Below are 24,491 nucleotides of genomic sequence, written 5' to 3' on the forward strand. Positions count from 1 at the left end.
TTCCGGCTCTCGACGAGCGGGCACGGGCGGCGATTTCGTCGGCCCGTGCCCGTGCCCGCGTCCACGACCGGTCGTCGTGGACCCCGGGACCACGACGAGACGGCTGTCCGGTCGTCGCGGACCCCGGGAGCACGACGGGACCGCTAACCGGGCGGTGTCGACCCCGGGACCGCGCCTGCGGCGACCGCTGGGGCTGCCTGGGCCGCCCACTCCTCGTCGGCGGCCCGCTTCCGGGCCAGCCCGTCCCGCCCGTCGTAGCGCATGAACGCCGGCAGGGCCGCCGCCAGCGCCAGCGTGCCGACGACACAGAGCACGCCGCCGGAGACGATCGACCCGCCGATGCCCATGAACCGCGCGGCGACGCCGGAGCGGAGCTGACCGAGCAGCGGTCCGGTGGCGTACGAGAGCATCTCGATGCCGGCCAGCCGGCCACGCAGGTGATCGGGGATCGTCTGGTTCCAGATGGTCATCCGGAAGATGCCCGAGACCATGTCCGCCGCCCCGGCGAACGCGAGAAAGACCAGCGCCAGCCAGAGCCAGTCGGCGAGGCCGAAGCCGATGATCCCCACGCCCCACAGCCCGGCCGCGACCACCACCATCAGCCCGTGCCGGTGCACTCGTCCGGTCCACCCGGAGGTCACCGTCGCCAGCAGCGACCCGACGGCGGGCGCGGCGTAGAGCAGCCCGAGCACCGCCGGGCCGCCGAGCTTGCTCGCCATGAACGGATAGAGCGCCTGCGGCATCCCGAAGAACATCGCGTTGATGTCCACGAGATAGGTGCCGAGCAGCTCGGGCCGGCTCCGCGCGTACCGCAGGCCGGTCACCACCGAACGCAGCGACGGACGCTCGGCGGCCGGCGGTGGCGGCACGGCCCTGACCAGACACAGGCAGACCAGGGAGAACGCGAACGTGGCGAGGTCGACCGCGTACACCCACGGCATGTCGACCGTTGCGATCAGCAGGCCGGCCACGGCCGGACCGCCGAGCTGCGCTATCTGCATCCGCAGGGCGTTGAGCGCGCTGGCGGCCGGGATCTCGTCCAGCGTGACGACGCGCGGGGTCAGCCCCTCCAACGCCGGCCGCTGGATGCCGTCGATCGCGGCGGTGAGCGCGGCGATCACGTAGAGCAGCCAGAGGTGCGGCCGGTCGAAGAGCGAGTTGACCAGCAGTACGCCGCAGAGCACGGTGAACGCGACCTCCGCGCCCAGCACCAGTGCGCGGCGGTCGAGGTAGTCGGCCAGGGCACCGCCGACGAAGGCCATCACCAGCAGGGGTACGAGTTCGCAGACGCCGAGGAGGCCGACCAGCAGCGGATCGTCGGTCAGCGCGTACACCTGGAAGGGGATCGTGACGTAGGTGATGAACGAGCCGAACCCTGACACGCCGCTCGCCGTGAACAGCAGCCGGAAGTCCCGCGAGGTGCGTAGCGGCGTGACGTCGAGCGCCATCCGGCGGAGCAGGCGTTTCACGAACCGTGATGGTGCCCCAGTGCCGGGTCGGTGTCGACCGGGTTTCCCGGTCGGGGCAGCAGGTCGGTGCGGCCGACCGTCAACCGGGTGAGGCGGTCTTGGAGACGGGCGTGCCGGAACTGGTAGACGCCGCCAGCTCGGCGCAGTACGCCACGCCGGTGGGCGTCGTCGAGGAACCGCATGAGCCGCCACGGCAGGTCACCACGCGACGCGAGCCACACCCGGGCCACCGCGAACCGGAGCCACGCCGAGTTGACACTCGCCGCCAGGCCGAACGCCAACCCGTAGGTGAGCCCGACCCTCGCCGCGTACCCGAACGCGGCCAGATCCATGCTCTCGCCGGTGAACCGCGCCACGAGCCAGGTGTTCAGCGCGTCGGACATCCCGGCGGCCGCCATGAAGGCCAGTACCTGTACCACGGTTGCGTTCCGGTCGCTGAGCAGCAGCGATCGGGGTGTGGTGGCGTCCTGGTCGTCCACCGGCAACACCACCGCCTCGGAGATGCCGAACACCAGACTGAGGGTGAGCCCGAAGGTCAGCCCGGTCGTGAGCCCCACGTAGTTGGCCGGGTAGGTGGCCTCGAACACCAGCCCGAACAGCAGGCCGGCGCCGAGCCCGACCGGCAGGGCCCGGGCGGTCGCCCGGACGAGCCGGGCGACGCTGAGCCGGACCTGCCGTGGTCGCCGGCTGACGGGACGGCCCCGCCAACTCGCCAGACCGATGCCCAGTCCGGCGACGAATCCCGCCTCGACCCCGAGTTCGAACGCGGACTCGAGGCCGACCCCGAGGCCGTCCGTCGAGTACTCCCACACGCCCGCGACGAGACCGCCGGTCAGGCCGGCGACGAGACCCGCGACCGGCCCGGCGGCGCGGCCACGCCCGGTGGCCGACCCGACGGAGACCGCCAGGGCGAGGCCGAGGGCGAGTCCGAACACCGGCCCGTACCCGACGGTGAACGCGATGCCGACGGTGGTGCCGACCACGAGTCCGAACAGGAGCCCGAACCGGGGAATCGTCTCGGGCAGGCGCCACCAGGCGAAGTCCCGGACGTTCCCGTCGGCCGTCCGGGTGGCGACGAACGTGAGCCAGTTACGGGCCCGGTCCGCCGGGTAGTCGTACCCGGTCGCCGGGCGGTCTTCCGGTGCTGCGGGTGGTGCGCCGGTCGGGGCGTACACCGCCGGCAGGTAGCCGTCGAGGAGATGGTTCTCGATCTGTTCCGGGGTGGTGTGCCCCGGTGAGTCGCACAGTTCACCGGGATCCCGGTCCGGTGAGGTGTAGATCGTGCGGCTCAGGTACACCATCAGGGGAGTTGCCAGCGCCTGTGCCAGCGGGCCGTGCGGATCGGCGTGCAGCCGCGCGACGACGGGCGCCCACCGCCGCCGGCCCTCGAACTGTCCGGCCGGCAGATAGGTCGCCGCGTCGGTGGCCTCGACCGGCTCCACCTCCACCACGGCCGCACGCCCCAGCGTCGTCCCGGTCATCGCGACCGCCGCCCGGTACTCCTCGGCGCGGCAGGTCACCACCAGTGGACTCCCGCCGCCCACCGCGTTGTTCAGGCCGGTGATCGCCGCGGTCCGCAGCGGCTGCGGCATCTCGTCCAGCCCGTCCAGCAGGGGCAGCAGCGCGCCGCCGCGCACCAGTCCGGCGACCGCGTCCGGTCCGTACCGACCGTGGTTGCCCAGCGCCGGGTACTCCTCGACCAGCCGCCGGGCGAGCCAGGTGTGCAGGTGCTCGCGCTTCGGGTGCCAGGACGAGAGGGTCAGCAGGACCGGTACCGGCCGACCGGGCGACCACCGGCGGAGCAGGCCCAACATCAGCAGCAGTACCAGCACCGACTTGCCGGCGCCGGGCCGCCCGAGGACCACCATCTGGCGGTGCGGCAGTTGGTCGTACCTGTCGATCAGCTCGGGCACGTCACCGTGCAGCCGCAGGGACGGCGTGTCGCAGCCCGACGCGCCGGCACCGAGCACCTCCGCAGGCGTCGGGGCGAGCGGCCCGCACGTCGACGACCAGCGCACCCGTAGCGGCTCCGGGCGGTCGAGCAGTCGGGTGGTCGCCTCCTGGCGCCACTGCCGTTCGACCGAGCGGGCGAGGTCCCGGGCCGCGCGGTCGCGCAGCACCTCGTGGTCGATCCCGGCGGGTGCGGCCCGCCAGGACACCCACAACGTGACCACGCTGACCGCCGCGGAGACCACGGCGACCAGACCGCCCACCACACCGAACAGCTTGTCGCTGCGATCCAGTAGTTCACTTGAGCCGGACCAGACGAAGACCGCGACACCGGCGACGGCCAACAGCAACGCCGTCCAGCTCACCCACCACCAGGTTGGTTGCTCGGAGCCACCGTTCCGTCGCACCAAGCCATCATCGGCCAGTGTTCGCATTCCCGGCAACGGCCGAGCGGCCGACGCGGGATGGACTCGTTCGGCCCGGAAGGTGGCACCGGTTTACCGACGCCGGGCCGGAGCGGGCCTTCTCCGGCTACGGCGTCCAGCGCCTACCCGCGTGACGCGGAACCCTCAGCGACCGGCCTTCGCGTGGTACTCGTCGACGATCTCCTGCGGAATACGGCCACGATCCGAAATCTCCCGGCCCTCTTTCTTGGCCCAGGCGCGGATGGCCTTGTTCTGTTCCCGGTCGGCGGTCGCACTGCCCCGGTTACGTGCGGCGCGACCGCCGACGACCACGGCGCCGCGACCGACCTTGGTCCCCGACGCGGTGTACGGGGCGAATAGGTCCCGCAGCTTTCCGGCGTTTTTCGTGGAGAGGTCGATTTCGTACTGCACTCCGTCGAGGGAGAACTTTACGGTCTCGTCGGCGTCGCCGCCGTCCAGGTCGTCTACCAGCTTGTGAATAACCTGCTTGGCCACAGTGGATGCTCCTTCGAGTGGGTGTCGCCTCGACAGGAGCACATTAGCGTGTATGCCCGCCGTCGCGCCAAACGGATGCCCCCGGTAGGTAACAGGCCGACTGAGAAACTCGGCACCGACCGGCGGGCGGGAAGTCAGTTCCGGACTCGGCACGGGTTACGGTTCCGGCAGATGTGACACCCAGTCCCGTGTCGATTGCGTCGAGTTCCCGGCCGCGCTCGGGTGCCCGGTGCGGGTGCCCGATCCAGGCGTGGTCGACACGCTCGTCCCGTCGCCGGTGTCTCGTATTCTTGCCGCGTGACGACTGTGCTTTGTGTGCCCCAGTGGCAAGGGTCGGCCTCGGATGCGGCACCGCGTCTCATGACCGGTGCCCGCCGCGCCGCAGGGCTCGTTCCGGCCGAGACGGTGGTGACCGTGCCGGTAGCCGAGACGGGTGGGGAGAAGGTCGACGGAATTCGCGCGCTCGACGTACTCGTGCAGAACCGGCGGCTGACCCAGCAGGCCCTGGCCGGTGTCGACGACTTCGTGCTAACTGTGGGCGGCGACTGCGCGGTCGACATCGCGCCGATCGCCGCCGCGCGGGCCCGCTACGGTAACGCGCTGACGGTGCTGTGGATCGACGCGCACCCGGACGTGTACAGCCCGCAGACCCTTCCGTCGGGCGCCTTCCACGGCATGGTGGTACGCGCGTTGCTCGGCGACGGGCCGGCCGGACTCGTCCCGGAACAGCCGCTCTCGCCGGAGCAGGTGATCATCGCCGGGGAACGGGCGGGCGCCGCGTCCGAGCACGAGTACCTCGCGAAGACCGGGCTGCGCAGGTACGGCGTCGACGACCTGGAGCGGGTGCTGGACGGTCTGCGCGGCCCGGTGTACGTGCACGTCGACCTCGACGTGCTGGAGCCGACGGCCTTCGGCGCGACCTGCTACCCCGAGCCGGACGGCGTACCGCCGCAGCGGCTGGTCGACCTGGTCTCCCAGGTGGACGACATCGTCGGTGCGGCGATCACCGAACACGCGCCGTCGGGTGACGAGGTCGACGCCGGCGAGGCCGAGGTGATCCGCCGGCTGGGCGCCGCCCTGCTGCGCTGACTGTGAGGCTGGCCGGGAGTCCCGTTCGCCCCTCCCGGCGACGACCACGGGCGTGCCGTCGGGAGGGGCTGCGAAAAGGCAGGTCAGGAGAGGGAGGGGCAGTTCAGGAGAGGGAGTTGAGGAACGGCTCGTGTGCGTTCCGGAACTCCCAGCCGTAGTAGCGGTCCCAGTTGATCGACCAGGTCATCAGGCCGCGGAAGTTCGGGTTGGTGCCGCTGCGCGGGGTGTAGCCGCCGCAGGAGGTGCCCCGGACCAGGCAGGTCACCGCCTGCTGCACGCCGGCCGGTGCCACGTACCCGTTGCCGGCGCTGGTGGCGGCCGGCGTGCCGAAAGCGATCTGGTCCTCGCGCAGCGGCGGGAAGACGTTGGCGGCGTTGCCGGCGACGGGGAAGCCGGCCAGCAGCATGTCGGTCATGGCGATGTGGAAGTCCGCGCCGCCCATGGTGTGGTACTGGTTGTCCAGGCCCATGATCGGTCCGGAATTGTAGTCCTGGACGTGCAGCACCGTGATGTCGTTACGCAGCGCGTGGATCACCGGCAGGTACGACCCGGCGCGCGGGTCCTGCCCGCCCCAGGGACCGGAGCCGTAGTACTGGTAGCCGAGCTGGACGAAGAAGGTCTCCGGCGCCATGGTGAGGACGAAGCCGGCTCCGTAGCGCTGCTTCAGGGACCGGATCGCCGAGATCAGGTTCACGATCACCGGGGTGGTCGGGTTCCGGAAGTCGGTGTCACCGGTGTTCAGCGACAGGGAGTGCCCCTCGAAGTCGATGTCCAGCCCGTCCAGTCCGTACCGGTCGATGATGGCACTGACCGAGCTGACGAACCGGTCCCGGGCCGCCGTGGTGGTCAACTGCACCTGGCCGTTCTGCCCACCGATCGAGATGAGCACCTTCTTGCCCTGCTGCTGCTTGGCCCGGATCGCCGCGACGAACGCCGCCTCGGTCTCCACCCCGGGGCATTCGGTGGTCGGGCAGAGCTGGAAGCGGATGTCTCCGGAGGTGACCGAGGTCGGCTCCCCGAAGGCGAGGTTGATGATGTCCCAGTCGCTTGGTACGTCGGCCATCCGCAGGTAGCCGGAGCCGTTGGCGAAGCTGGCGTGCAGGTACCCGATCAGTGCCCGCTTCGGCAGCCCGCCGGTCGGCGGAGTCGTCGGCGGCGGGGTGGTCGGCGGTGGGGTGGTCGGCGGTGGGGTGGTCGGCGGTGGGGTGGTCGGCGGTGGGGTGCTCGGCGGTGGGGTGGTGGTCGGCGGGGTGGTCGGCGGTCTGGTGGTCGGCGGCGCGGTGGTGGGCGGCGTGCCGGTGCCGCCGCAGGCGGCGCCGTTGAGGGTGCAGTTGGCGGGCAGGCCGGCGCCGGTGACGAGGAAGCCGAACGACGCGGACGCGCCCGGCGCGAGGGTGCCGTTCCAGGACCGGTTGGTGAAGGTGTACCGCTGGCCGGAGGAGGTCAGCAACGCGTCCCAGTAGCTGCCGACGGTGCTGCCCGCCGGCAGGTCGAAGGCTACGGACCACGAGGTCAGCGTGCTGGTGCCGCCGTTGCTGACGGTGTACTTCCCCTCCCAGCCGGTTCCCCAGTCGGCGGTCCTGGTGAACGTGGCGGTGGGCCCGGCGGCGAACGCGGGCAGCGCGACGGCGATGGCGCCGCTGGTCGCCAGCATCGCGGCGACGGCGGTGAGCAGCAGTGTTCGGGAGCGTGTCATGGGGGTCCTCCGGAGACGTCACTGGGCATCCACGGCCGTCGACAGGGGACCTAATTATTAGGACTATTAACAGTTCTTGTCCAGACCCCGGCCGACCGGCGTCGTCCCGTCCGGTGGACCGGTAAACGAGGAAACCGGGCGGAGGTCGCCGTCATGATTCCGCCAGATCGCGCAGCGGTGCTCTTGAATCCGTCGGCGTACGATCGGCGGCGGCACCGGCGCGGCTTCGACCGTTTGCCCGCCGGGTGCCACAGCGGGCGTTAGCATCGGCACGCAAAGTGGCAAACCGGACAGCCTCTTTCTGTGGAGGCGTCAGCCCACTAGCCTACGCAAATCGCCATCCATGTCGACGAGCATGATTGAGTCGGGTGCACCCCGACGGCTGACAGGGGGAATGCGTGCTCGACCGCGCCGAAGCCTCGCACGAGGTGAAGACCGAGGACGGACGCGTCCTCGCGGCCTCGATCGCGGGCCCCGCGCGCGGCTGGCCGGTCTTCCTCCTGCACGGCACGCCCGGCAGCCGCACCGGTCCGCGACCCCGGGCCACTGTGCTGTTCCGACGCGGTGTGCGGCTGATCTCCTACGACCGGCCGGGCTACGGCGGTTCGAGCCGGAAACCGGACCGTCGGGTCGCCGACGCCGTCGCCGACGTGGCCGCGATCGCCGACGACCTGGGGCTCGCGCGGTTCTCGGTGGTCGGCCGCTCGGGCGGCGGCCCGCACGCCCTCGCCTGCGCAGCGCTGCTGCCCGACCGGATCCACCGGGTGGCCACCCTCGTCGGGATGGCCCCCGACGTCCCCGAGATCGACTGGTTTTCCGGGATGACGCCGGAAAACGTCTCCGAGTTCGCCAAGGCGAGCGAGGCCGACGCGTCCGCGATCAACGAACGACTGCTGTTGAAGGCCCTGCGTACGGCCACCAACCCGCGCAGCCTGCTCGACCACCTGCTGCCGCAGATGACCGCCGCCGACCGGCTCGTGCTCAACGACGCGACGATCCGGGTCCTGCTGGTCGACGCCTACGAGGAGGCCGTGCGCAGCGGACCGTACGGGTGGATCGACGACGTGCTGGCGCTGCGCCGCGACTGGGGCTTCCGGCTCGGTGCGATCACGGTGCCGGTCCGGGTCTGGCACGGCGTCGACGACAACTTCGCACCGGTCGCCCACGCGCGCTGGCTCGCGGGGCAGATTCCCGGCGCCCTGCTCGACCTGCAACCCGACTCCGCCCACTTCAGCGCGATCGAGGTGCTGCCGGACATGCTGACCTGGCTGTCCAGCGACGTGCCGGCCCGGCCGGCGCCGGTCGACGCCGACCGGCAACGGTCAGACGGGCAGTGGTCAGAAGGGCTGCGGTCAGACGGGCAATGGTCAGAAGGGCAGCGGGTCGATGACGCGCGGCAGGAGCCGATTCTGCTTGATTGCTAGCACCGACGGATGGGCCACGCCCACCCGGTCGGCGAGCTGCTGGCCGACCTCCTGCACGACGCCCTGGTCGGCGCGCCCGGCCCGCACCTTGGTCAGTGCGATGTTGGCCAGGCAGCAGAGCGCGTCCGGGTGGTTGGCGCCGAGCGTCCGGGCGAAGCGCTCGACCGTACGCGTCAGGATCTCCAGCGCCTGCTCGGTCGACCCGCACTCGGCGGTGCAGATCCCGAGGTTCGTCTCGGCGGCCAGCGTGTAGGGATGGTCCACCCCGACGGCCTCGGCGAAGTCACGCGCGGCCTCCTCGGCCAGCTTGCGCGCCTGGTGCGGCTCGCCCCCGCCCAGCACCGCCATCGCCATGTTGTTCAGGCAGACCAGCGTGTGCGGATGCTTCGCGCCGAAGTTGCTCCGGTAGGCGTCGTACACCGCCCGCAGTTCCGAGGTGGCGAGGTCGTTGCCGAGTCCGAGCAGCGTGATGGAGCGACTCAACCGGCAGGCCAGGGTGTCGGGGGCGTACGGGAACTTGTCGCTGAGCCGGTCGTAGGCGTGGTCGAAGAGTTCGTTCGCCTCGTCCAGGTGGCCGGAGCTGCGCAGCGAGATGGCCAGGTTCACCTCGGCGTTCAGCGTGCCCCGGGATTCCGCGGACAGTTCCTCGGCGTAGAGGTTGGCGACCATCCGCAGCAGGTGCACGGAGCGCTCGTACTCGCCGCCCTCGCGCAGGTCGCGGCCGACGGCGCCGAGCGAGTGCAGGGTGTTCGGATGCCGTTCGCCGAGGACGCCCTGACGTCCCTTGTGTGCCTGGTCGTCGAGCTTGAGCGCCTGCCGGTAGTCCCCGATCAGCCGGTACGACGTGGCGAGGTTGTTCAGCGCGGCCAACGTCCGGGCGTGCCGCTCGCCGAAGAGGTCCTGCCAGGCCGCGTAGGTGACCTGGTCGCGCTTGAGCGCGTCGTGGTAGTGCCCCAGCCCGCGCAGGTCACCGGCGACGCTGCCGGCGGTGATCAACGTTAGCGGATGGTCCGCGCCGAGGAGTTCCTGCTGTTCGGCGAGGACCTGCTCGTCGAGCGTGCGGGACTTCTCGAAGTCACCCATGCTGCGCAGCAGGTTTGCCATGTTGAAGCGCAGGTGCAGCAGTTGGCCGCGCAACGTCTGGCGTACGTCGTCGAGGGTCTGGTCGTCGGCCTCCATCCGGGTCAGCCGGTCGACCCACACCTGCTCGGTCTGGCGGGCACGTTCCAGACCACGGTGGAAGTCGCCGTTCACCCAGAGGTAGCGCACCCGGTCGATCAGCAACTGCCGGACCGCCGGATCCTCGCACTCGACCGCGCCGGACCGTTCCAGGTGCGGCCACAGGATGCGGAACCGGGGCCAGGTTTCCGGGTCCTCGACCTCGCCGCCGGGCCGGGACCGGGCCAGGATGAGGTGTACCTGGTGCCGGGCCTCCCGGACGTCCTCTTCGGACATTCGGGACCGGACGACGTACTGCACGAGTCGGTGCACCGAGATCCGGCCGCCGGAGATCTCGCCGCCGGGCCGCTCGGCGCGCGGTTCGACCCGGGCGAGGGCGAGGCGGTTGATCTCCTGCACCATCCGGCCCCGGAGCAGCCGTTCGGTGAGGCTCGGGTCGTACGGGGTCAGGGCCTGCGCCATCTCCTCGCCGTAGATGAGGTCGAGGGCGACCGCCGTGTCCATCAGGGAACAGAGTTGCAGCAGCCGGTACGCGGCGATCGACCGCTCCCTCAGCCGGTTCAGCGAGACGTCCCAGATGACCTGCACCGACCGTGCCTGGACCTGCTCGTCCGACGCATGTTCCGCGCCGGACTGTGCCGGCAGCGGGATCTTCTCCGGGCCGCGTTCCTCGATGTCCTGCACCAGCGAGGCGACCGGGTAGTTCGTCTCGGCGAGGAAGGCCGCCGCGGCGGCGACCACGATGGGCAGGTCGCCGAGCAGTTCGGCGAGTCGGTTCGCCTCCGGCGTCGACATCGTCGGGGTACGGCTGCGGAAGTGCGCGATGCTCTCACGCCGCTCGAAGACGTCGACCGGAATCGTCCGGGCCCGGTCGCCCCAGGACGGAACCCGCGAGGTGACCAGGACATGGCCCGGTCCGGTGGGCAGGAACTGCCCGACCCGGTCGAGGTCCTCCGCGTTGTCGAAGACCAGCAACCACCGCTTGTGCGGCATGCCCCGGTTCAGCGCGTCGAGCACCGCCCGGGCGTTCTCCGGCGCGGCGGCGCTCAGCGGTACGCCGAGCCGTCGGCCGAGGTCGTGCAGATGCTGGTCGATGAAGGTCACCGGCTCGGCGGTGATCCACCAGATCAGGTCGTACGCGGAGCGGAACCGGTGCGCGTACTCCAGGGCGATCTGGGTCTTGCCGATCCCGCCCATGCCCTGGAGGGTGACCGGCTGCGCGCCGGAGAGGACGATCGCACCACCGCTGCCCAGTTGCCGGCGTAGCGTGCGGAGTTCGTTCTCGCGACCGGTGAACCGGGTGTTGCGGGGTTCGAGGTTGGACACGATCGGCTCGTCGGCCGGAAATCGCGGTGCGCCCTGGTGCACCTGCGGGGCCAGGCTGACCTCCGACCGGCCGACGAGTCGCAGTACCGCCTCGACGGCGACGGACTCGGTGAGACCGGAGATGAAGATCGACTGGTTCGTGGAGACGCGCTGGACCGGCGGGATGTCCGCCACGTACACCGCCAAAGCGCTGCGCGGTGCGCCCAGCGGTGACAACTGGAGGGTGGCGTCGGCGGTGGCCCAGTCCGACATGATCAGCAGGTCGCGGCAGCCCGACGTGTCGGCCCGGGGATCGGCGGTCGGGTCGACGACCCGTACGCCCGCCGCGTTGAGCACGTGGCCGAGCCATTCCGCCCACACGGCGTCCTCGTCCGTGTACCGCAGCGCGATGTCCGACTCGGCCACCACGATCCGACGCTCGAACTGAGCGTTGACGGCGCGCCGCAGCGACGGTTCGATGGGCGGCATCTCGGTGACCACGCCCTCGGTCAGCTCCGCCGTCAACAACTCGTACGCGGCGAGCAGCGTGCCGGGGGTGTGCGGCGAGTCGCCGAACGTCGCGAGCACCTCCTCGTAGGCGTAGTACGCCTGGTAGGGCACGTGGACGCGGCTCCAGTACCGGTCCCGCTCGGTCTGGCTGCCGAACGTCGGGATGTCGCCGAACCGCTGCTGGGCCACCGTCCGCCCGGCCTCGGCCTTGACCTTCTCCGCCGGGTCCAGCCGCATCGGCACGGGCAGGATGCGGATCTCCGGTTTCTGCGCCAGGACGAGTTGGGCGACCGTGGCGGCACCGTCGATGCCCTGCTCGTTGAGGGTGAAGCAGTCGACGAGGACGTCGGGCAGCTCGATGGTGCAGATGTCGGCGACGTCGCTGTAGCCGGTGCGGCTGTCGATCAGGGTGTAGTCGTACTGCTCCTTCATCGCGGTACGGAGGGCGTGGAAGAACGCCTCACCGCCCTGCTTCTCGTAGAAGTCGTCCCAGTCGACCCCGGCGAGCAACTTGGCGTAGTCCTTGCTCAGTTTGCCCGCCGGCAGGAGATCGAGTTTCCCGCCGTCCGGGAACGCCGGCCACTCCAGCGTGATGACCCGGTCCGTGAGGTCGACGTACTCGGCGACGTCGGGCTCGGGCCGGCCGCCGAGCTGGCGCATCTTCGCGTTCTGGAAATCCTGGATCAGCCCGATCACGCCCCGGTTCGTCCGGATGTCCCGCCGGCCGGCGAACAGTGCGAAGTATCGGTGCAGGCCCGGTGATTCGAGGTCCCAGTCCACCGCCAGGACACGCTTGCCGCTCGACGCGAGGATCCAGGCCACGTTGGCCAGCGCCATGGTGCGCCCGGTGCCGCCCTTGAACGAGTAGAACGTGACGACCTTGCCGGTCGGTTCTTCAGTCATCGGTCATCGCCTTCCATCGCGGAATGGCTGGGTTCGCTACCGCCCAGCCGCCGCCGGCCCGGATAGGTGCTGGGCATCTCGTTGAAGAAACGGCGCCGGGCCCGGGCCACGAGCGTGGGCATGACGTCCATGAACCGGTCGAATCCTTCGGCCGCCGCGACTGCCGGGTCGGCCCCGGCGTCGATGAGCATAGCGACGGCTGCCGCCCGCGCCGCCGCGGCGCGCGTTGCCGTCGTCCCGTCGTCCCGGTCGGTGACCGCCAGCGGGACGACCCAGGGCGGCATCCGCTTGAGCAGAGCCAGCAGGGCCGCCGCGCCGCGCCGGTCGGCCGCCAGCCACGCGTCGACCAGCAGGATGGCCGGCTTGTGCTGCCACAGGTACCGGACGGCGGGTACGGCGGTCACCGTCGCGTTGACGTCGAGCCGCTCGGTCACGTACGTCGCCTGCCGGGCGATCGGAACGGGGCGGGTCGAGGCGAACGGTGCCCAGCCGACGGCCTCGCTCGCGTACGCGGCCGGATCGCCGCCCGGTGGCGCCTGCTCGGCGTTCGGGGCGAACACGGCGATCACGAAATCCGCGGTCTCCGGTGCGACCGGATCCGACTCCGCCGGGCCCGACACCGCCGACGGCCCGATCGGCGACCGCTCCGCCACCTCGACGATCCGCTGGGCCAGTCGCTCCACCACCCGTTCGTACGCCGCGCGGTACTCCGACACCCCGTCGCCGTCGTCGGCCTCGTCGGCCCGGACCACGTCGCAGAGCGCGCCCAGCCCCATCGCCTCGTACTCGGGGATCTCCGCGCCGAGATCCTCGACACCGTCGGCCGGCGGCGGCATGCCGGCCGGGAACGGCATCCAGAGCACCGGCTGGATGTGCCGCGCCGGATCGGCGTGCGCGGCGCGGATCCGCTCCTCGAAGGACCGGTGTTCGCGCCGGGTGAACAACCCGGTGACATAGCGCGGCGAGTAGAGGGCCACCAGCACCTCGGCCTCGCCGAGGGCGCGGCCGACCGCGGTCGCCCAGTCCCGTCCGGGCTCCAGGGTCTTGTCGTAGAGGCCGATCCGGCGGGTGGCGTCGGTGGCGTGCCGGCCGACCCCGGCGACCAGGTCGGCGAAGAAGCGGTCGACCAGCGGATCGCTCCGGGAGGGGCCGCCCTCGGCCGGCGGGACCTGTGCGTAGCTGACGAAGAAGTAGGCACCGGACGAGCCGGAGCCGGCCGGCGCGGTCATGACGCGTCGTCCGCGAACGACCGGCGCAGGTCCGCCGTTGACGTGTCGGTCGTGGGGCTCACCCGCAGGGCGGCGCAGGTGTCCTGGATCTGGCGGGCCAGCGCCCACACCACCGCCCGGTACGCGCCCGGATTGACGTCCGACATCCCCAGGATCCCTTCGGACTCGTAGAGCTGGATGTGCTCCCGGGGCACCACGGGTGACGGGGTGAACCGCTGCACCTTGGACACCGTCGACGGCCCCGGTTCGTCGATCGGCGTCCACAGCACCGGGATGATCGCGGTGGCGAACGGCCCCCGGGCCGACCCGGGATGTTGACTGACCGTCCGGCGGGCGAAGAAGTCCCATTCCATCGGGCACCACTCGCTGCGTTCCAGGTAGGGCGGCGACAGCAGTGCGACGAACGCCCGCGCCCGGCCGAGGTTGCGCAGCAGTTCGTCGCTCCACAGGTGCCCGGCCTCCATGCGGATGTCCATGAAGCCCGCCTCCTCGCCGGCCCGCAACGGCAGCATCTGCCGTACCCGGTCGCTCAGGTCGGCGTACAACTGCCGGACTCCGCTGTTCGGGTCGGTCAGGCCACCGCCGGAACGTGGCGACGGTGCCTTGGCACGGGCGTAGCTGAGGAAGAAGGCCGGGCCGGACTGCGGGCCGATCTCCGCCGGATGGGCGGCCGCGACCGGACTCAGGGACCGCTGCGGGTTCGCATCCGTACGCGGCGGACTCGACCACCACCGTCGCCGGTTCATCCGGCCGCCCCGGCGTCGGCCGGGCCCGATCCGGGCCGGTAGCGCCTCATCCAGCGGGCGGCGAAGTCGACGGCCGCCCGGATCGGGAACGCCATCGCCCGAGCGGCACCGACCCGGCCGTCGGCGACGACGGTCTCCCGGGTGAAGTCCGCGCCGAGCGCCTCGAAGTCACCGTCGTCGAGCCGGATGTCGGTGAACCGGAGCGGCTGCCGGCCGGAGGACCCCTGGACGAAGCAGTCGTACTCGCGGACCGGCACGGACCCGCCCATCCGGTATTCGCCGAGGTGGAAGGCGGTGCACCGGTCGAACCCGACACCGAGGAGCAGCACCTGGGCGCCGGCCGCGTAGAGGGCCTGGAGTGGAGACCGCTCGCCGAGGTGGCAGTCGGAGTCGTGCACCGCCATCCAGCCGGCGGCGGCCGGGCCGACAGCCGCGAACGAGGTCTGCGGATGTGTCGACCGGACCGAGTCCGGCCTGCGGCGGACGTACTCGGCAAAGACGCCCATGCCGTTCGACGGCGTCTCCGCCGGATCGAAGCCGGGCATTTTCCGGATGTGCCGTTCGACGCCGGCCCGGTCCAGCCCCGCCGTCGCGGTGACGAAATCGCGGCTGCTCAGTGAATTGTTCGCGGTGTGCGTCGGTACGACCACGGTGGTGTGTGGACCGGCCGCGCTACGGATGGCGGAGAACAGCGTCGCCGCGCCGTCGGGCAGGTGGCCGAGCTGTCGGAGGGAGGAGTGAACCAGAATGCCCGGCGTGTCGGCGATTCCCAGCCGGCCGAGGTCTGCGGCTAACCCGGCAGCGTCCGGTCCACTGCGATCCGATGCCATTGTCCCGCCATCCTGACCGGCATGAGCGCAATTCACCGCTGCGCGCGTCCCTACAGATCGTTTTGCTGGATTCACCGATAGTACTGAGCCGTGTCACGAGTGTCACTCGTGTGAACAGCGTCCCGGAGCTGCCCACCGGCCAGCCACTCGGCCAGTTCCTCCGGCGGCGGTGCGGTCGGTGCGGCGGGATCGTCGCGGTAGGCGAGCAGTACCGCCCGGACGAGTTCCGGTCGTTCCGCGAGCACTGTCGCCGCCGGTGCGTTGCGCAGCCGACCCGCGTAGTGCGCCAGCCCGGGCCAGGCCTCGTCGTCCGACGGGTCGTCCGCGACGCGCCGACGGTAACCGGCCAGCTTCTCGCCGTCGTCCGTGCCCGGTGAACTGTCGTCGGAGAGCTGACGTACGGCCCGTCGGCGGATGGCCGCGGCGATCCGGGTGTGCCGGGCCGGTGTCGGCGCGGTGGCCAGCACCTCGGACGCCGGCAGGGCGGGACAGTCTGCCCCTCGGGCGTACGCGTCGCGCAGCAGCGGGGCAAGGCCGGGCACCGGCCGGCAGTTCCTGACCCGCCACAGTACGGCGTCGGCGGCGGTGACCTGTCGGGCCGCGAGTACGAGCGGACGCGGCGGATCCTCCCGCCACCAGTCGGCGGCGGCCCGCCACATCCCGTCCACCAGGCGCCGGCCGGTTCGGGTGAGTTCTGTCGACCGTCGCAGTGTGCCGATCGCCGTCGTGGTCGCCTCCCGCCAGTACGCGAACTCGAAGCCGGCCTGCCCGGCCGCGCCGCGCCGCCAGCGGACCCGCCAGTAGTCGGTCACGGCGGAGTGCGCGTACGCGCCCTGAAGCAGCGAGCGCGGCGGCCGTGGATCGAGCCGCCACGGCGCGTGGTGCAGCTCGCGTCCGGGCTCCCGTACGAGACCGGCCAGGTCGAGGACGGCGCCGAGGACGTTGTGCTGCGTCTCGTGCATGATCAGCAGGGCCGCCGTCTCCGGGGACACCGACGGCGTCATCGCGATGCAACCGAAGGCAAGTTCGGACGAGGCGCTCGCGACACGGTCGCCAGCGCCGGCCCCGCCGCCTTCGCCGACCGCGCTGGCCGCGTCGCCCTCGTCGCCTTCGCTGGCGGCGTCGCCTTCGCCGAGCGCGCCGGCCGTGCCACCTTGGCCGACCGCGTCGCCTTCGCCGATCGCGCCGGCCTCGCCGCCTTTGCCGAGCGCGCTGGCCGCGCCACCCTCGCCGCCCGCGTCGATCGGGTCGCCTTCGGCGGTCGCGTCGCCCGGGCCGGGCGGTTCCGGCGTCGGGGCGAGCGGCACGACGGATCGGAGGCAGGCCCGGGCGACCCGGGCGTATTCGGGATGGTCGGCGGCCAACAGCCGCCAGCCGCCGTTCACGGCGGCCCGGACGGCGTCGACCGACGCGGCGTCGAGCGGTCCGGCGGGACGGTGGTCGAAGCAGTCGCGGGCCGGATCCTGGTCCTCCAACTCGACCGACCAGGGCGGCTCGCCGTCCACCGGAATGGCCTGCCGGGGACGCCAGTGCGGACCCGACGATCCGGGGACGTCCAGGTGCGGGCAGCCGACCGAGAAGCCGCCCCGGTCTCCGGTGACGGTGACCGTGGCGCAGTGCAGGCCGTGCGCGGTGCCCACCTCCGGAAGGAACAGGGATCCGCCGGGCGCCGGGACGTCGACCTCGAACGGCAGGCCCGCCCGGATCGCCGTGGCGGCGGCCAGGGCGCGGGCGTACCCGATAGCGGTGGTCGTCGCCGGACCCGCCGGCCGCCCAGGCTCGGCCGCCTCGCGCGGGCCGCGCGGACGGGTCCGCAGCTCACGCAGGGACCGGACCGCCGAGGCGGCGGCGAGCGGCCGGGTGACGACGCGTTCGACCAGGTCCGGCGCGGTCGCGGCGGCGCGGGCGAGCAGGTCGAAGGTTTCGGGTACGCCCTCCGCCCGCGCCTCGGTCAGCTCCTGCCGCAGCGCCAGCAGCAGCAGTCGACGCCGCGACGCCTGACCTGCACGGATCAGTCGAAGGGTGTCGTCGCCCGGCCGGCGGAACGCCAACTCGTCGATCTGGTCGTCCGACAACCGCAGCACCGGCAGGCTCATCCGGACACCCTCGCCGCACTGGCTCGCAGATCCGCCGTCAACCGGCCCTGGATGTGCTCGATCAGCCGGCGGAGGTCTCCGCTGTAGACGGACGGGTGCGTGAAGGTGCCGTCCGGCGCGTAGCGGTGCGCGTAGAGGCCGCCGCCGCAGACGTCCACCACCGGGCAGCGTCGGCACTGGGCGTCCAGGCCGGCGAGGCCGCGCCGGGCCCCGGCGACCACGGGGTGCCGGAGGACGTCGTCCAGCGAGTCGGCGAACACCGACAGGCCGGTCGAGCCGCCGGCCGGTCCGGTGGTCTTGAGCGCGTCGCTACCCTCGAACGTGCCGTCGCTCTCGACGACGACGGCCGCCGGTGCGGCGAGCCCGAGAACCTCTGTCCGGCTCGTCCCGCCGAGCAGCAGGGACATGATCGACTCGAACATCCGGATGCCGGTCTCCGGCGGGCGGGCGTCGTACCAGCGGTCGAAGACGGAGATCAGCCAGTCCGCGTACGGCGTCGGCCGGTCGTCGCCGACCTCAGGGTCCAGCCCCGGCGGCGGATGTGCCCAGTTGCCGTGCGGCAACAGGAAGTCGATGCGTGGTGGCTCGTGGTCGAGCAGCGCCTCGAAGGTCCGGACGGGATCGTTGCGCAGGTCGACGGTGCAGAGCAGGCCACGGTAGATGCGTCGGTTCCGTGCCGACCGCAACGCCTGGATGCCGGCCACGGTCGAGGTGTAGGAACTGCGGCCGGTGGCGTACCGGCGGTGGCGGTCGTTGGCCGCCCGGTCACCGTCAAGGCTCACCCCGACCCCGACGTCGAACCTGCGGAACAGGTCGAGGAACCGCTCGTCGAGCAGGATCCCGTTGGTCTGTACGGCGAAACTCACCCGGCTGCCCGGCGGGAGCGCGGCCCGGAAGGACAGCATCGCGCGTTCGATCGTGGCGGGACCGGCCAGCAGGGGTTCACCGCCGTGGAAGACGACCCGGACGCTGCCGAGGCGGTGCCGCCGGGCGTGTTCCCCGAGCCGGAACGCGGCCCGGTCGACGGTCTCGTCCGCCATCCGGGTCGGACGCCGCCGCCAGCCCTGGTCGGCGGCCTCGTACATGTAGCAGTGGTCGCAGGCTATGTTGCACCGCTCGTGCAGCTTGACGACCAGTTCGCGGACCGGGGCGACGGCGTCGTCGAGGCTTTCGGTCGACCCTTTCCGCATCGGTCAGAGCGCGGAGTTGAACGGGGAGACCGTCTGCTTTTCGGGTTGCGCCATCTCGTCCTGCAACAGTTGTCGCAGCACTGTTTTGAGCGCGGAGTTGGGCGTCGATGCCAACAACTCCGCCAGTGACCGTCCCGTGGTGTCGACCAGGCCGTCACGGGGTGGACGTGCCGTGGGTTCATCCATCGCATCCGCCTTCCTGGACCGGCGCCGGGGCCGTGTTGTCACGTGACCGTCGCCGACGTCCGCGCAGGCAGAGTGCCGGTCATCGCCAGAACTGATCGGGGACCGGACTGTGCCTCCATCGAATGGATCGACAACGGTGAGCCGCAGAGAAGTTGGCCAGCCTTGATCAATTGCCGGACGGCAATGTCGAATGTGGTGAGCATACACTGACCCCGGCGCCAAACCAGTGCGGCAGTCAATTGATCACGCGGTATTTACCGCTCGACCTGCCGAGCCCGGATCGCCATACGTCGCAAGGAATGCGAGGTCCGGCAAAGGGAGGCCGGCTCTCCTTGAGAGCCGGCCTCCGCGCCCGTCCCGGTGACGGTCCACCCGAGACGTCGGGTTCCCGTCAGTACGCCGCCCGGCGGGCCCGTACCCAGGGCCGGTTCCTCAGGTCGCCGCCCGTCGACCACGTCGGCGGGCGGCGTACGGCAGGACGAACAGGCGCAGGCCGGTGAGCAGCAGCAGGCCGAGCGGGAGCAGCGGCAGGTACGACACCCAGACGGCGGGATCGTCCTGCGCCAGGGCGACGAAGGTGGCGACGACGCTCGCCGTGAAGATGACGGCCAGCCAGCGGTGGGTCTGCCGAACCAAGTTGTTCCAGTTCACGGGATCTCCTGATGGTGGAGGGTGCTCAGCGGTCCTGGAGCAGTCCGAGCACGTTGCCGTCGGGATCGGTGACGGTGGCCACCAGCCGACCGCCGCCGACGTCGCGTACCGGGTCCTGCACGGTCGCGCCCGCGGCGGTCACCTCGGCGAGTTTCGCCTCGATGTCCGGTACGTGCCAGTACGCGACCGGCGAGGTCATGCCCTGCGGGCCGCCGCCGGGCACCAGCCCGATCTGCTGGCCCTCGACCTCGAAGCCGACATAGTAGGACGAGTCAGTCTGCGGGGCGACGCCGAGCAGGGCGGCGTACACGTCCCTGGCCCTGGCCAGGTCGGAGACGGGATGCAGGACGGTCTTGATCCCCTGGGTGGCGGAACCGGTCATGGTGCACTCCTGAGGTCGTCGGATCGGTTCGGAACGTGGCCGGTGACGACCACGGATAGAGCCTGCGCCGGCTACCACCTCCGCTACATCCGTGCTGACCACGGGGTCGCCCACGGAGTCGTACCCGGATGCGGAAGGATGGGCTCCGTGGCGGCGGCTCAGGCGGGGATCTCGGCCCGGGAGGCGGAGGTGCTGTCCCTGCTCGGCGAGCACCTGAGCAACGCCGAGATCGCGGCGCGGCTGTTCATCTCCGTCCGTACCGTCGAGACCCACGTCTCGTCGCTGCTGCGCAAGCTCGACGCGTCGGACCGGCGGGCCCTCGCACAGCTCGCCGCCGAGTGGAGCCGGGCGGCGCGCGGAGGCGACGCCGCAGCCGGGCTGCCGGCGCCGGTGACGTCGTTCGTCGGCCGGGTACGGGAGCGCGCGGCGCTGGCCGAGGCGGTCGGCGCGCACCGGCAGGTGAGCCTGGTCGGGCCGGGCGGGGTGGGCAAGACGCGGCTGGCGCTGGCGGTCGCGGCGGACGCGGCCGGCGACTTCGCCGACGGCGTGTGGTTCGTCGACCTGGTCCCGATCACCGACCCGGCGATGGTCGGCGCGGCGGTGGCCGGGGCGGTCGGCATCGGTGAGCAGCAGGGCCGGGGCATCGACGAGTCCGTGGCCGCCGCGCTGGCCGACCGGCACGCCCTGCTCGTCCTCGACAACTGTGAGCACGTCCGCGACGGCGTGGCGCCGTTCCTGGAGCGGCTGCTCACCGCCTGCCCGCGACTGACCGTACTGGCCACCAGCCGGGCCCGGTTGATGGTGCCGTTCGAGCGGGTCCATCCCGTGCCACCCCTGTCGCTGAACGGCGACGGCGAATCGGAGGCGGTGGCGCTGTTCCTCGACCGGGCGGCGGCGGTGGGCTGGCCGCTCGCCCCGGAGCAGCGCGACCAGGCCGCCGAGATCTGCCGAGGGCTGGACGGCGTGGCCCTGGCGATCGAGCTGGCCGCCGCCCGGTTGCCCACGCTCGGCCTGGACGGTCTCACCGACGTGCTGCCGGACCAGCTCCGGCTGCTGACCGGGGGCGCCCGGGCCGACGACCGGCACCGGTCGGTGCGGGCGATGCTGGACTGGAGCGACGCCCTCCTGGAGCCGGCCGACCGTACGCTGCTGCACCGGATCGCGGTGTTCGTGGCGCCGTTCACGGTGGACGCCGCCGGGCAGGTGGCCGGGTTCGCGCCGCTCGAACCGTCCTCGGTGGTCGACGGGCTGGCCCGGCTCACCGAGCAGAGCCTGCTGACGGCCGCCCCGTCCACCGGCGGTACCCGCTACCGCACGCTCGAGCCCGTGCGCCAGTACGGCGTACAGCGGCTGGCCACCGCCGGTGCGCTCGCCGAGGTCCGGTCCCGGCACCTGCGCTGGTGCCTGTCGGGCGCGATCGACCTGGCGGCGGGGGTGCGCGCGGTGGACGGGCCCTGGCGGGCCCGCTTCGACGTGGTGGCCGACGACCTGCGGGCCGCGCTCGGCTGGGCGGCCGGTGTTCCCGAGCAGCACGCCGACGCCCACCGGTTGGCCGTCGCCCTGGCCGAACTGGCCTTCGCCCGCAACCTGGTCGGCGAGTCGCAGCAGCGGTACGAGCAGGCGGCGACGCTCACCGGCGAAGCCGCCGCCACCGCCGAGGCGCTGCGGCACGCGGCGGCGGTGGCCGGCTGTCGGCTGCTCGGCGACGAGATGTACCGGCTGCACCGTGCCGCCGCCGACGCCGCCGAGCGGGCCGGGGACAAGGCCGGCGCCGCCCGCGACCTGGCGACGGCGGCCACCGTCGCGTACCGGTTCTCCGGTGCGTTCGTCCGGGTTCCGCCACCGGCGGAGCCGATGGAGCTGTTGACCGCGGCCCGCGAGCTGACCGGCGACGACCCGGGTGACGCCGCCGTGGCGCTGGCCGAGGCCGCGGTGCTCACCGACGCGTTCGGCTCCGACCAGGGCCCGGCGGAGAACATGGTCGCCGACACGCTCGCCGCCGCCGCGCGGGCGGTCGAGCTGGCCCGCCGGACGGACGATCCGCTGACCGGATCCGCAGCGCTCGACGCGCTGGCCGGTGCGCAGAGCTGGGCGGGGGACAGCTTCGCTGCCTCGGCCACGGCACGGCGCCGGGTCGAACTGCTCTCCTCGATGCCGGTGACCCCGGCCACCCGGCTCGAACTGACCGACGCGCTGGTCTCGGGCACCGACACCAGTCTCGGCGTGGGGGACCTGCCGACGGCCCGCCGGTGGGCCCGGCAGCTCGCCGACCTGCCGCTGCTGGCCGAGGTGGGGCACTACGCCACGTCCTGGCTGTTGACGGTCGACGCGCTCGCCGGCGACGGGAACTCGGTGCTCGCGTTGAGCGGGCGGTTCCTGGAGGCGTGGCAGCGCACCGGCCGGGTCCGGGCACCGCGTCTCGGCGCCGCCGCCGCTGCGGTCGCGATGATCCACGGACTGCGGGGCGACGACGGCGCGCGGCGGGAGTGGCTCTCCGTCGCCGAAGAGCTGGGCTCCACACCGGACCGCAGCGCCGGCTACGGCGCCGTCTACGACGCGATCGTCCAACTTCAGCACGGCGAGGCGGAGGCGGCGCTGGCGCGGTTGGCCGCCGAGCCGGAGGACATCTGGAAGTGGGTCACCTGGATCTGGCTGCACTGGTATGTGGCGCTGCGTGCCGAGGCGGCGGCGCTGACCGGGCACCCCGACGCGCGTCGTCGGATCGCCGCCGGCCGGGCGATCGTGGCCGGCAATCCGGTCGCCGCCGCCCAACTGGACCGGGCGGAGGCGATGCTCGACGGCGACCGGAACCGGCTGCTCGCCGCCGCGACGGCGTTCGATGCCGCCGGCTGCCGCTACCAGTGGGCCCGGACGCTGGTACTCCTCGGCGGGGAGCATGCCGTGACCGGCGCGTCGGCCCTGGCCGACCTCGGCGTCGCCGCCGAGGGAGCGGGCCGGTGACCGCACCGACCGCTACGGCGCGGGCGCCGCAGCTCGGGCCGGCTCCGACCTCATCGGTCTGGTCGTTCCTTCTCGACCTCGTCGGTCTAGGGATGCAGGCGCCCGGGATCCTGTAGCACGGTCTCCGCCAGACGGCGCGGGAACATCCGCCGTACGCTCGCCGCGTAGCCGGCACCGTCGGCGGGTTCGGTGACCTGGTCCTCGTCCACCCGCACCGGTACGGAGACGCCCTGCGCCGGACCGTCGGCGGTGGGCGCCGTCTCGCAGATCGCCCAGGCGAACGACGACGAGCCCGCACTGCCGAGCAGTCGTACCCGGCAGGTGCCGGAGGCGCCGAGCAGTGTGTCGGGCAGCAGCGCGGCCAGGCGCTTCTCCTCGTCCCGCACGGCAGCCGTGTCACGGTCCGGCAGTGGGTACGGTGACTCGGTGCAGCCGGTGACGAGCCCGGCCAGCAGTCCGACGGCGACGACATGTCGACGAAGCATGCCTGCGATCGTGCCATCTCCGGACCAGGGCGGGCCCCGGGCGCCGCGATCAGGAGCGGCTGTCCGAGTCCGCCTCCTCGATGTCGGGCAGCGAGACCTTCGGGGGGAGCCGGCTCTGTCGGTCGGCCTCGGTGAGGAGCCGCCACTCCGACGGCGTGCACCCGTACTGCTGCTTGAACACGCGGGAGAAGGAGGAGTGGTCGGGGTACCCGGACGTCCGGGCGATGGTCGCGACCGACACCAGTGCGTTGGCGGGGTTGGCGAGTTCCCGGGCGGCCCGGTTGAGCCGCTCCGTCCTGATCCACTCGCCGAGCGAGATGTTCATCCGGGCGAGCACCGTGTAGAGGTACCGCTTCGAGATGCCGAAGTGCGCGGCGAGCTTGTCGGCGTTGAGTTCCGGGTCGCGCGCGTGGGCCCGTAGGTGCAGCATGATCCGTGTGCCCAGCGTCTGGCTGAGTGGCTGCCGGCTGAGGAACTCGTCGCCGGCCGCGGTCGTCAACAGGGCGCGGAGCAGGTCGATCGTCGGGTACGCGAGCGCGGCGGCCTGGGCCTGGGAGAGTTCGGGCAGCGCGGCCAACTCGGTCAGGTACCTGCCGACCAGCGGCCCGAGCGGGCTGCGCCCGACGTTGCGGACCATCACGTCGCGGAGGAGGAGGTAGGGCAGCCCCAACTCCTCCATCGTCACGGTGACGGACCAGGCGAGGACGGGCTCCTCCGACTGGAGCCTGAGGGCGTCCCGACTCCAGTACGGCACCATCGAGCCGGACCGTTGCCGATCCACCCGGTCGTTCTGGGCGATCGTGTAGGGCCCGGTGGTGACGGTCAGGACCAGCCGGGCCGCCGAATCCCGCCGGGCGAGGCTGGCCGACCGGTAGCCAAGGAAGTTGTCGAGCGTGGTCCGGGTGACGTTGATCCCGCCGAAGTAGCGGTCCATGTGCTGGAACCTGACCGTACGGCCACGGTCGGCCGGACGGGCCCGGAACGGCACGGAGCAGGTGCGGGCCGCCTCGTCGAGGATGTCGACCCGGGAGGAGGGCTCGCAGTCGGTCAGGTTGAAGTAGCGCATCCCGTGGGCCTCCGGTTGCCACTCAAGGCGACATCAGCCGCTCCACCACACGCGAAGAGTAGCGCCACGCCGGCTCCGTTCGCGCCGGCCGGACGTGCATCTTGCTGTGCCGGGCGTGCACATCCGGGCGCCCTGAGCAGGTGGCCCGGAATCCGGTGCACCGGACGCACAGCACGACGCACTACCGGTTAAAGCGGCGGACCGGGTCCCGCGCCTAGGGTCTC

General features: G+C 72.0%; 18 protein-coding genes. 3 read left to right on the top strand and 15 right to left on the bottom strand.

All coding sequences use genetic code 11. From position 1 onward, the window contains the following. Positions 1 to 143 precede the first annotated feature (143 nt). From Pen02_RS17090 to Pen02_RS17100, 3 genes are all read right to left on the bottom strand, one after another. Positions 144 to 1,469, bottom strand: coding sequence for an MFS transporter (locus Pen02_RS17090; RefSeq protein ID WP_307837717.1), 1,326 nt, complete (start codon positions 1,467 to 1,469; stop codon positions 144 to 146). Beyond that, positions 1,466 to 3,826 carry an NACHT domain-containing protein gene (locus Pen02_RS17095; RefSeq protein WP_203867042.1) on the bottom strand — a complete coding sequence of 787 codons (2,361 nt, stop codon included), beginning with the start codon at positions 3,824 to 3,826 and terminating at the stop codon, positions 1,466 to 1,468. The genes Pen02_RS17090 and Pen02_RS17095 overlap by 4 nt, the downstream gene beginning before the upstream one ends. 162 nt (positions 3,827 to 3,988) lie before the next feature. Continuing rightward, a complete protein-coding gene (locus Pen02_RS17100; RefSeq protein WP_203867043.1) occupies positions 3,989 to 4,339 on the bottom strand; it encodes a histone-like nucleoid-structuring protein Lsr2 in 351 nt (116 codons plus the stop codon). 408 nt (positions 4,340 to 4,747) lie between these two features. On the opposite strand from Pen02_RS17100, the gene Pen02_RS17105 reads away from it, so the two are divergent. Further along, positions 4,748 to 5,428 (top strand): arginase family protein, encoded by a 681-nt coding sequence (locus Pen02_RS17105; protein ID WP_239140870.1) that lies wholly within the window; start codon positions 4,748 to 4,750, stop codon positions 5,426 to 5,428. 103 nt (positions 5,429 to 5,531) lie between these two features. Here Pen02_RS17105 and Pen02_RS17110 read toward each other — a convergent pair whose 3' ends face one another. Next, on the bottom strand, positions 5,532 to 7,124 hold the full coding sequence (locus Pen02_RS17110; protein WP_203867045.1) for a chitinase: 1,593 nt from the start codon (positions 7,122 to 7,124) through the stop codon (positions 5,532 to 5,534). A 398-nt stretch (positions 7,125 to 7,522) separates the two neighbouring features. On the opposite strand from Pen02_RS17110, the gene Pen02_RS17115 reads away from it, so the two are divergent. Next, positions 7,523 to 8,548 (top strand): alpha/beta fold hydrolase, encoded by a 1,026-nt coding sequence (locus tag Pen02_RS17115; RefSeq protein WP_203867046.1) that lies wholly within the window; start codon positions 7,523 to 7,525, stop codon positions 8,546 to 8,548. Here the strand turns inward: Pen02_RS17115 and fxsT are convergent. The 9 genes from fxsT to Pen02_RS17160 all read right to left on the bottom strand — a co-directional run bounded on the left by fxsT (position 8,492) and on the right by Pen02_RS17160 (position 19,755). After that, on the bottom strand, positions 8,492 to 12,445 hold the full coding sequence (gene fxsT / locus Pen02_RS17120) for an FxSxx-COOH system tetratricopeptide repeat protein (protein WP_203867047.1): 3,954 nt from the start codon (positions 12,443 to 12,445) through the stop codon (positions 8,492 to 8,494). The genes Pen02_RS17115 and fxsT overlap by 57 nt on opposite strands. Continuing rightward, a complete protein-coding gene (locus Pen02_RS17125; protein WP_203867048.1) occupies positions 12,442 to 13,674 on the bottom strand; it encodes a TIR-like protein FxsC in 1,233 nt (410 codons plus the stop codon). Before Pen02_RS17125 ends, fxsT begins: the two co-directional genes overlap by 4 nt. Beyond that, positions 13,671 to 14,420 carry a TIR-like protein FxsC gene (locus Pen02_RS17130; protein WP_203867049.1) on the bottom strand — a complete coding sequence of 250 codons (750 nt, stop codon included), beginning with the start codon at positions 14,418 to 14,420 and terminating at the stop codon, positions 13,671 to 13,673. Before Pen02_RS17130 ends, Pen02_RS17125 begins: the two co-directional genes overlap by 4 nt. Then, positions 14,417 to 15,250: an AAC(3) family N-acetyltransferase gene (locus tag Pen02_RS17135; protein ID WP_203867050.1), complete on the bottom strand. Its 834-nt coding sequence runs from the start codon at positions 15,248 to 15,250 to the stop codon at positions 14,417 to 14,419. Before Pen02_RS17135 ends, Pen02_RS17130 begins: the two co-directional genes overlap by 4 nt. Positions 15,251 to 15,321: 71 nt before the next feature. Beyond that, positions 15,322 to 17,346 (bottom strand): aKG-HExxH-type peptide beta-hydroxylase, encoded by a 2,025-nt coding sequence (locus Pen02_RS17140; protein WP_203867051.1) that lies wholly within the window; start codon positions 17,344 to 17,346, stop codon positions 15,322 to 15,324. Next, the gene (locus Pen02_RS17145; protein ID WP_203867052.1) at positions 17,343 to 18,536 is read right to left on the bottom strand and encodes an FxsB family cyclophane-forming radical SAM/SPASM peptide maturase; all 1,194 of its coding nucleotides are present in this window, start codon (positions 18,534 to 18,536) and stop codon (positions 17,343 to 17,345) included. Before Pen02_RS17145 ends, Pen02_RS17140 begins: the two co-directional genes overlap by 4 nt. A 3-nt stretch (positions 18,537 to 18,539) precedes the next feature. Then, entirely contained in the window at positions 18,540 to 18,722 is a 183-nt protein-coding gene (locus Pen02_RS17150; protein WP_203867053.1) for an FxSxx-COOH-like cyclophane-containing RiPP peptide, read from the bottom strand. Between the two features lie 432 nt (positions 18,723 to 19,154). Then, a complete protein-coding gene (locus tag Pen02_RS17155) occupies positions 19,155 to 19,373 on the bottom strand; it encodes a hypothetical protein (protein WP_203867054.1) in 219 nt (72 codons plus the stop codon). A 25-nt stretch (positions 19,374 to 19,398) separates the two neighbouring features. Next, on the bottom strand, positions 19,399 to 19,755 hold the full coding sequence (locus tag Pen02_RS17160; protein WP_203867055.1) for a VOC family protein: 357 nt from the start codon (positions 19,753 to 19,755) through the stop codon (positions 19,399 to 19,401). Between the two features lie 147 nt (positions 19,756 to 19,902). Between Pen02_RS17160 and Pen02_RS17165 the strand changes: the two genes are divergently transcribed. Continuing rightward, entirely contained in the window at positions 19,903 to 22,716 is a 2,814-nt protein-coding gene (locus Pen02_RS17165; protein WP_239140871.1) for an ATP-binding protein, read from the top strand. A gap of 86 nt (positions 22,717 to 22,802) precedes the next feature. Here the strand turns inward: Pen02_RS17165 and Pen02_RS17170 are convergent, their stop codons facing one another. Further along, positions 22,803 to 23,201 (bottom strand): hypothetical protein, encoded by a 399-nt coding sequence (locus Pen02_RS17170; protein ID WP_203867057.1) that lies wholly within the window; start codon positions 23,199 to 23,201, stop codon positions 22,803 to 22,805. Positions 23,202 to 23,250: 49 nt separating this feature from the next. After that, a complete protein-coding gene (locus Pen02_RS17175) occupies positions 23,251 to 24,267 on the bottom strand; it encodes a helix-turn-helix transcriptional regulator (protein ID WP_203867058.1) in 1,017 nt (338 codons plus the stop codon). Between the last annotated feature and the right edge of the window lie 224 nt (positions 24,268 to 24,491).

The sequence above is a fragment of the Plantactinospora endophytica genome, assembly GCF_016862915.1.
GTDB classification, from domain to species: Bacteria; Actinomycetota; Actinomycetes; order Mycobacteriales; family Micromonosporaceae; genus Plantactinospora; species Plantactinospora endophytica.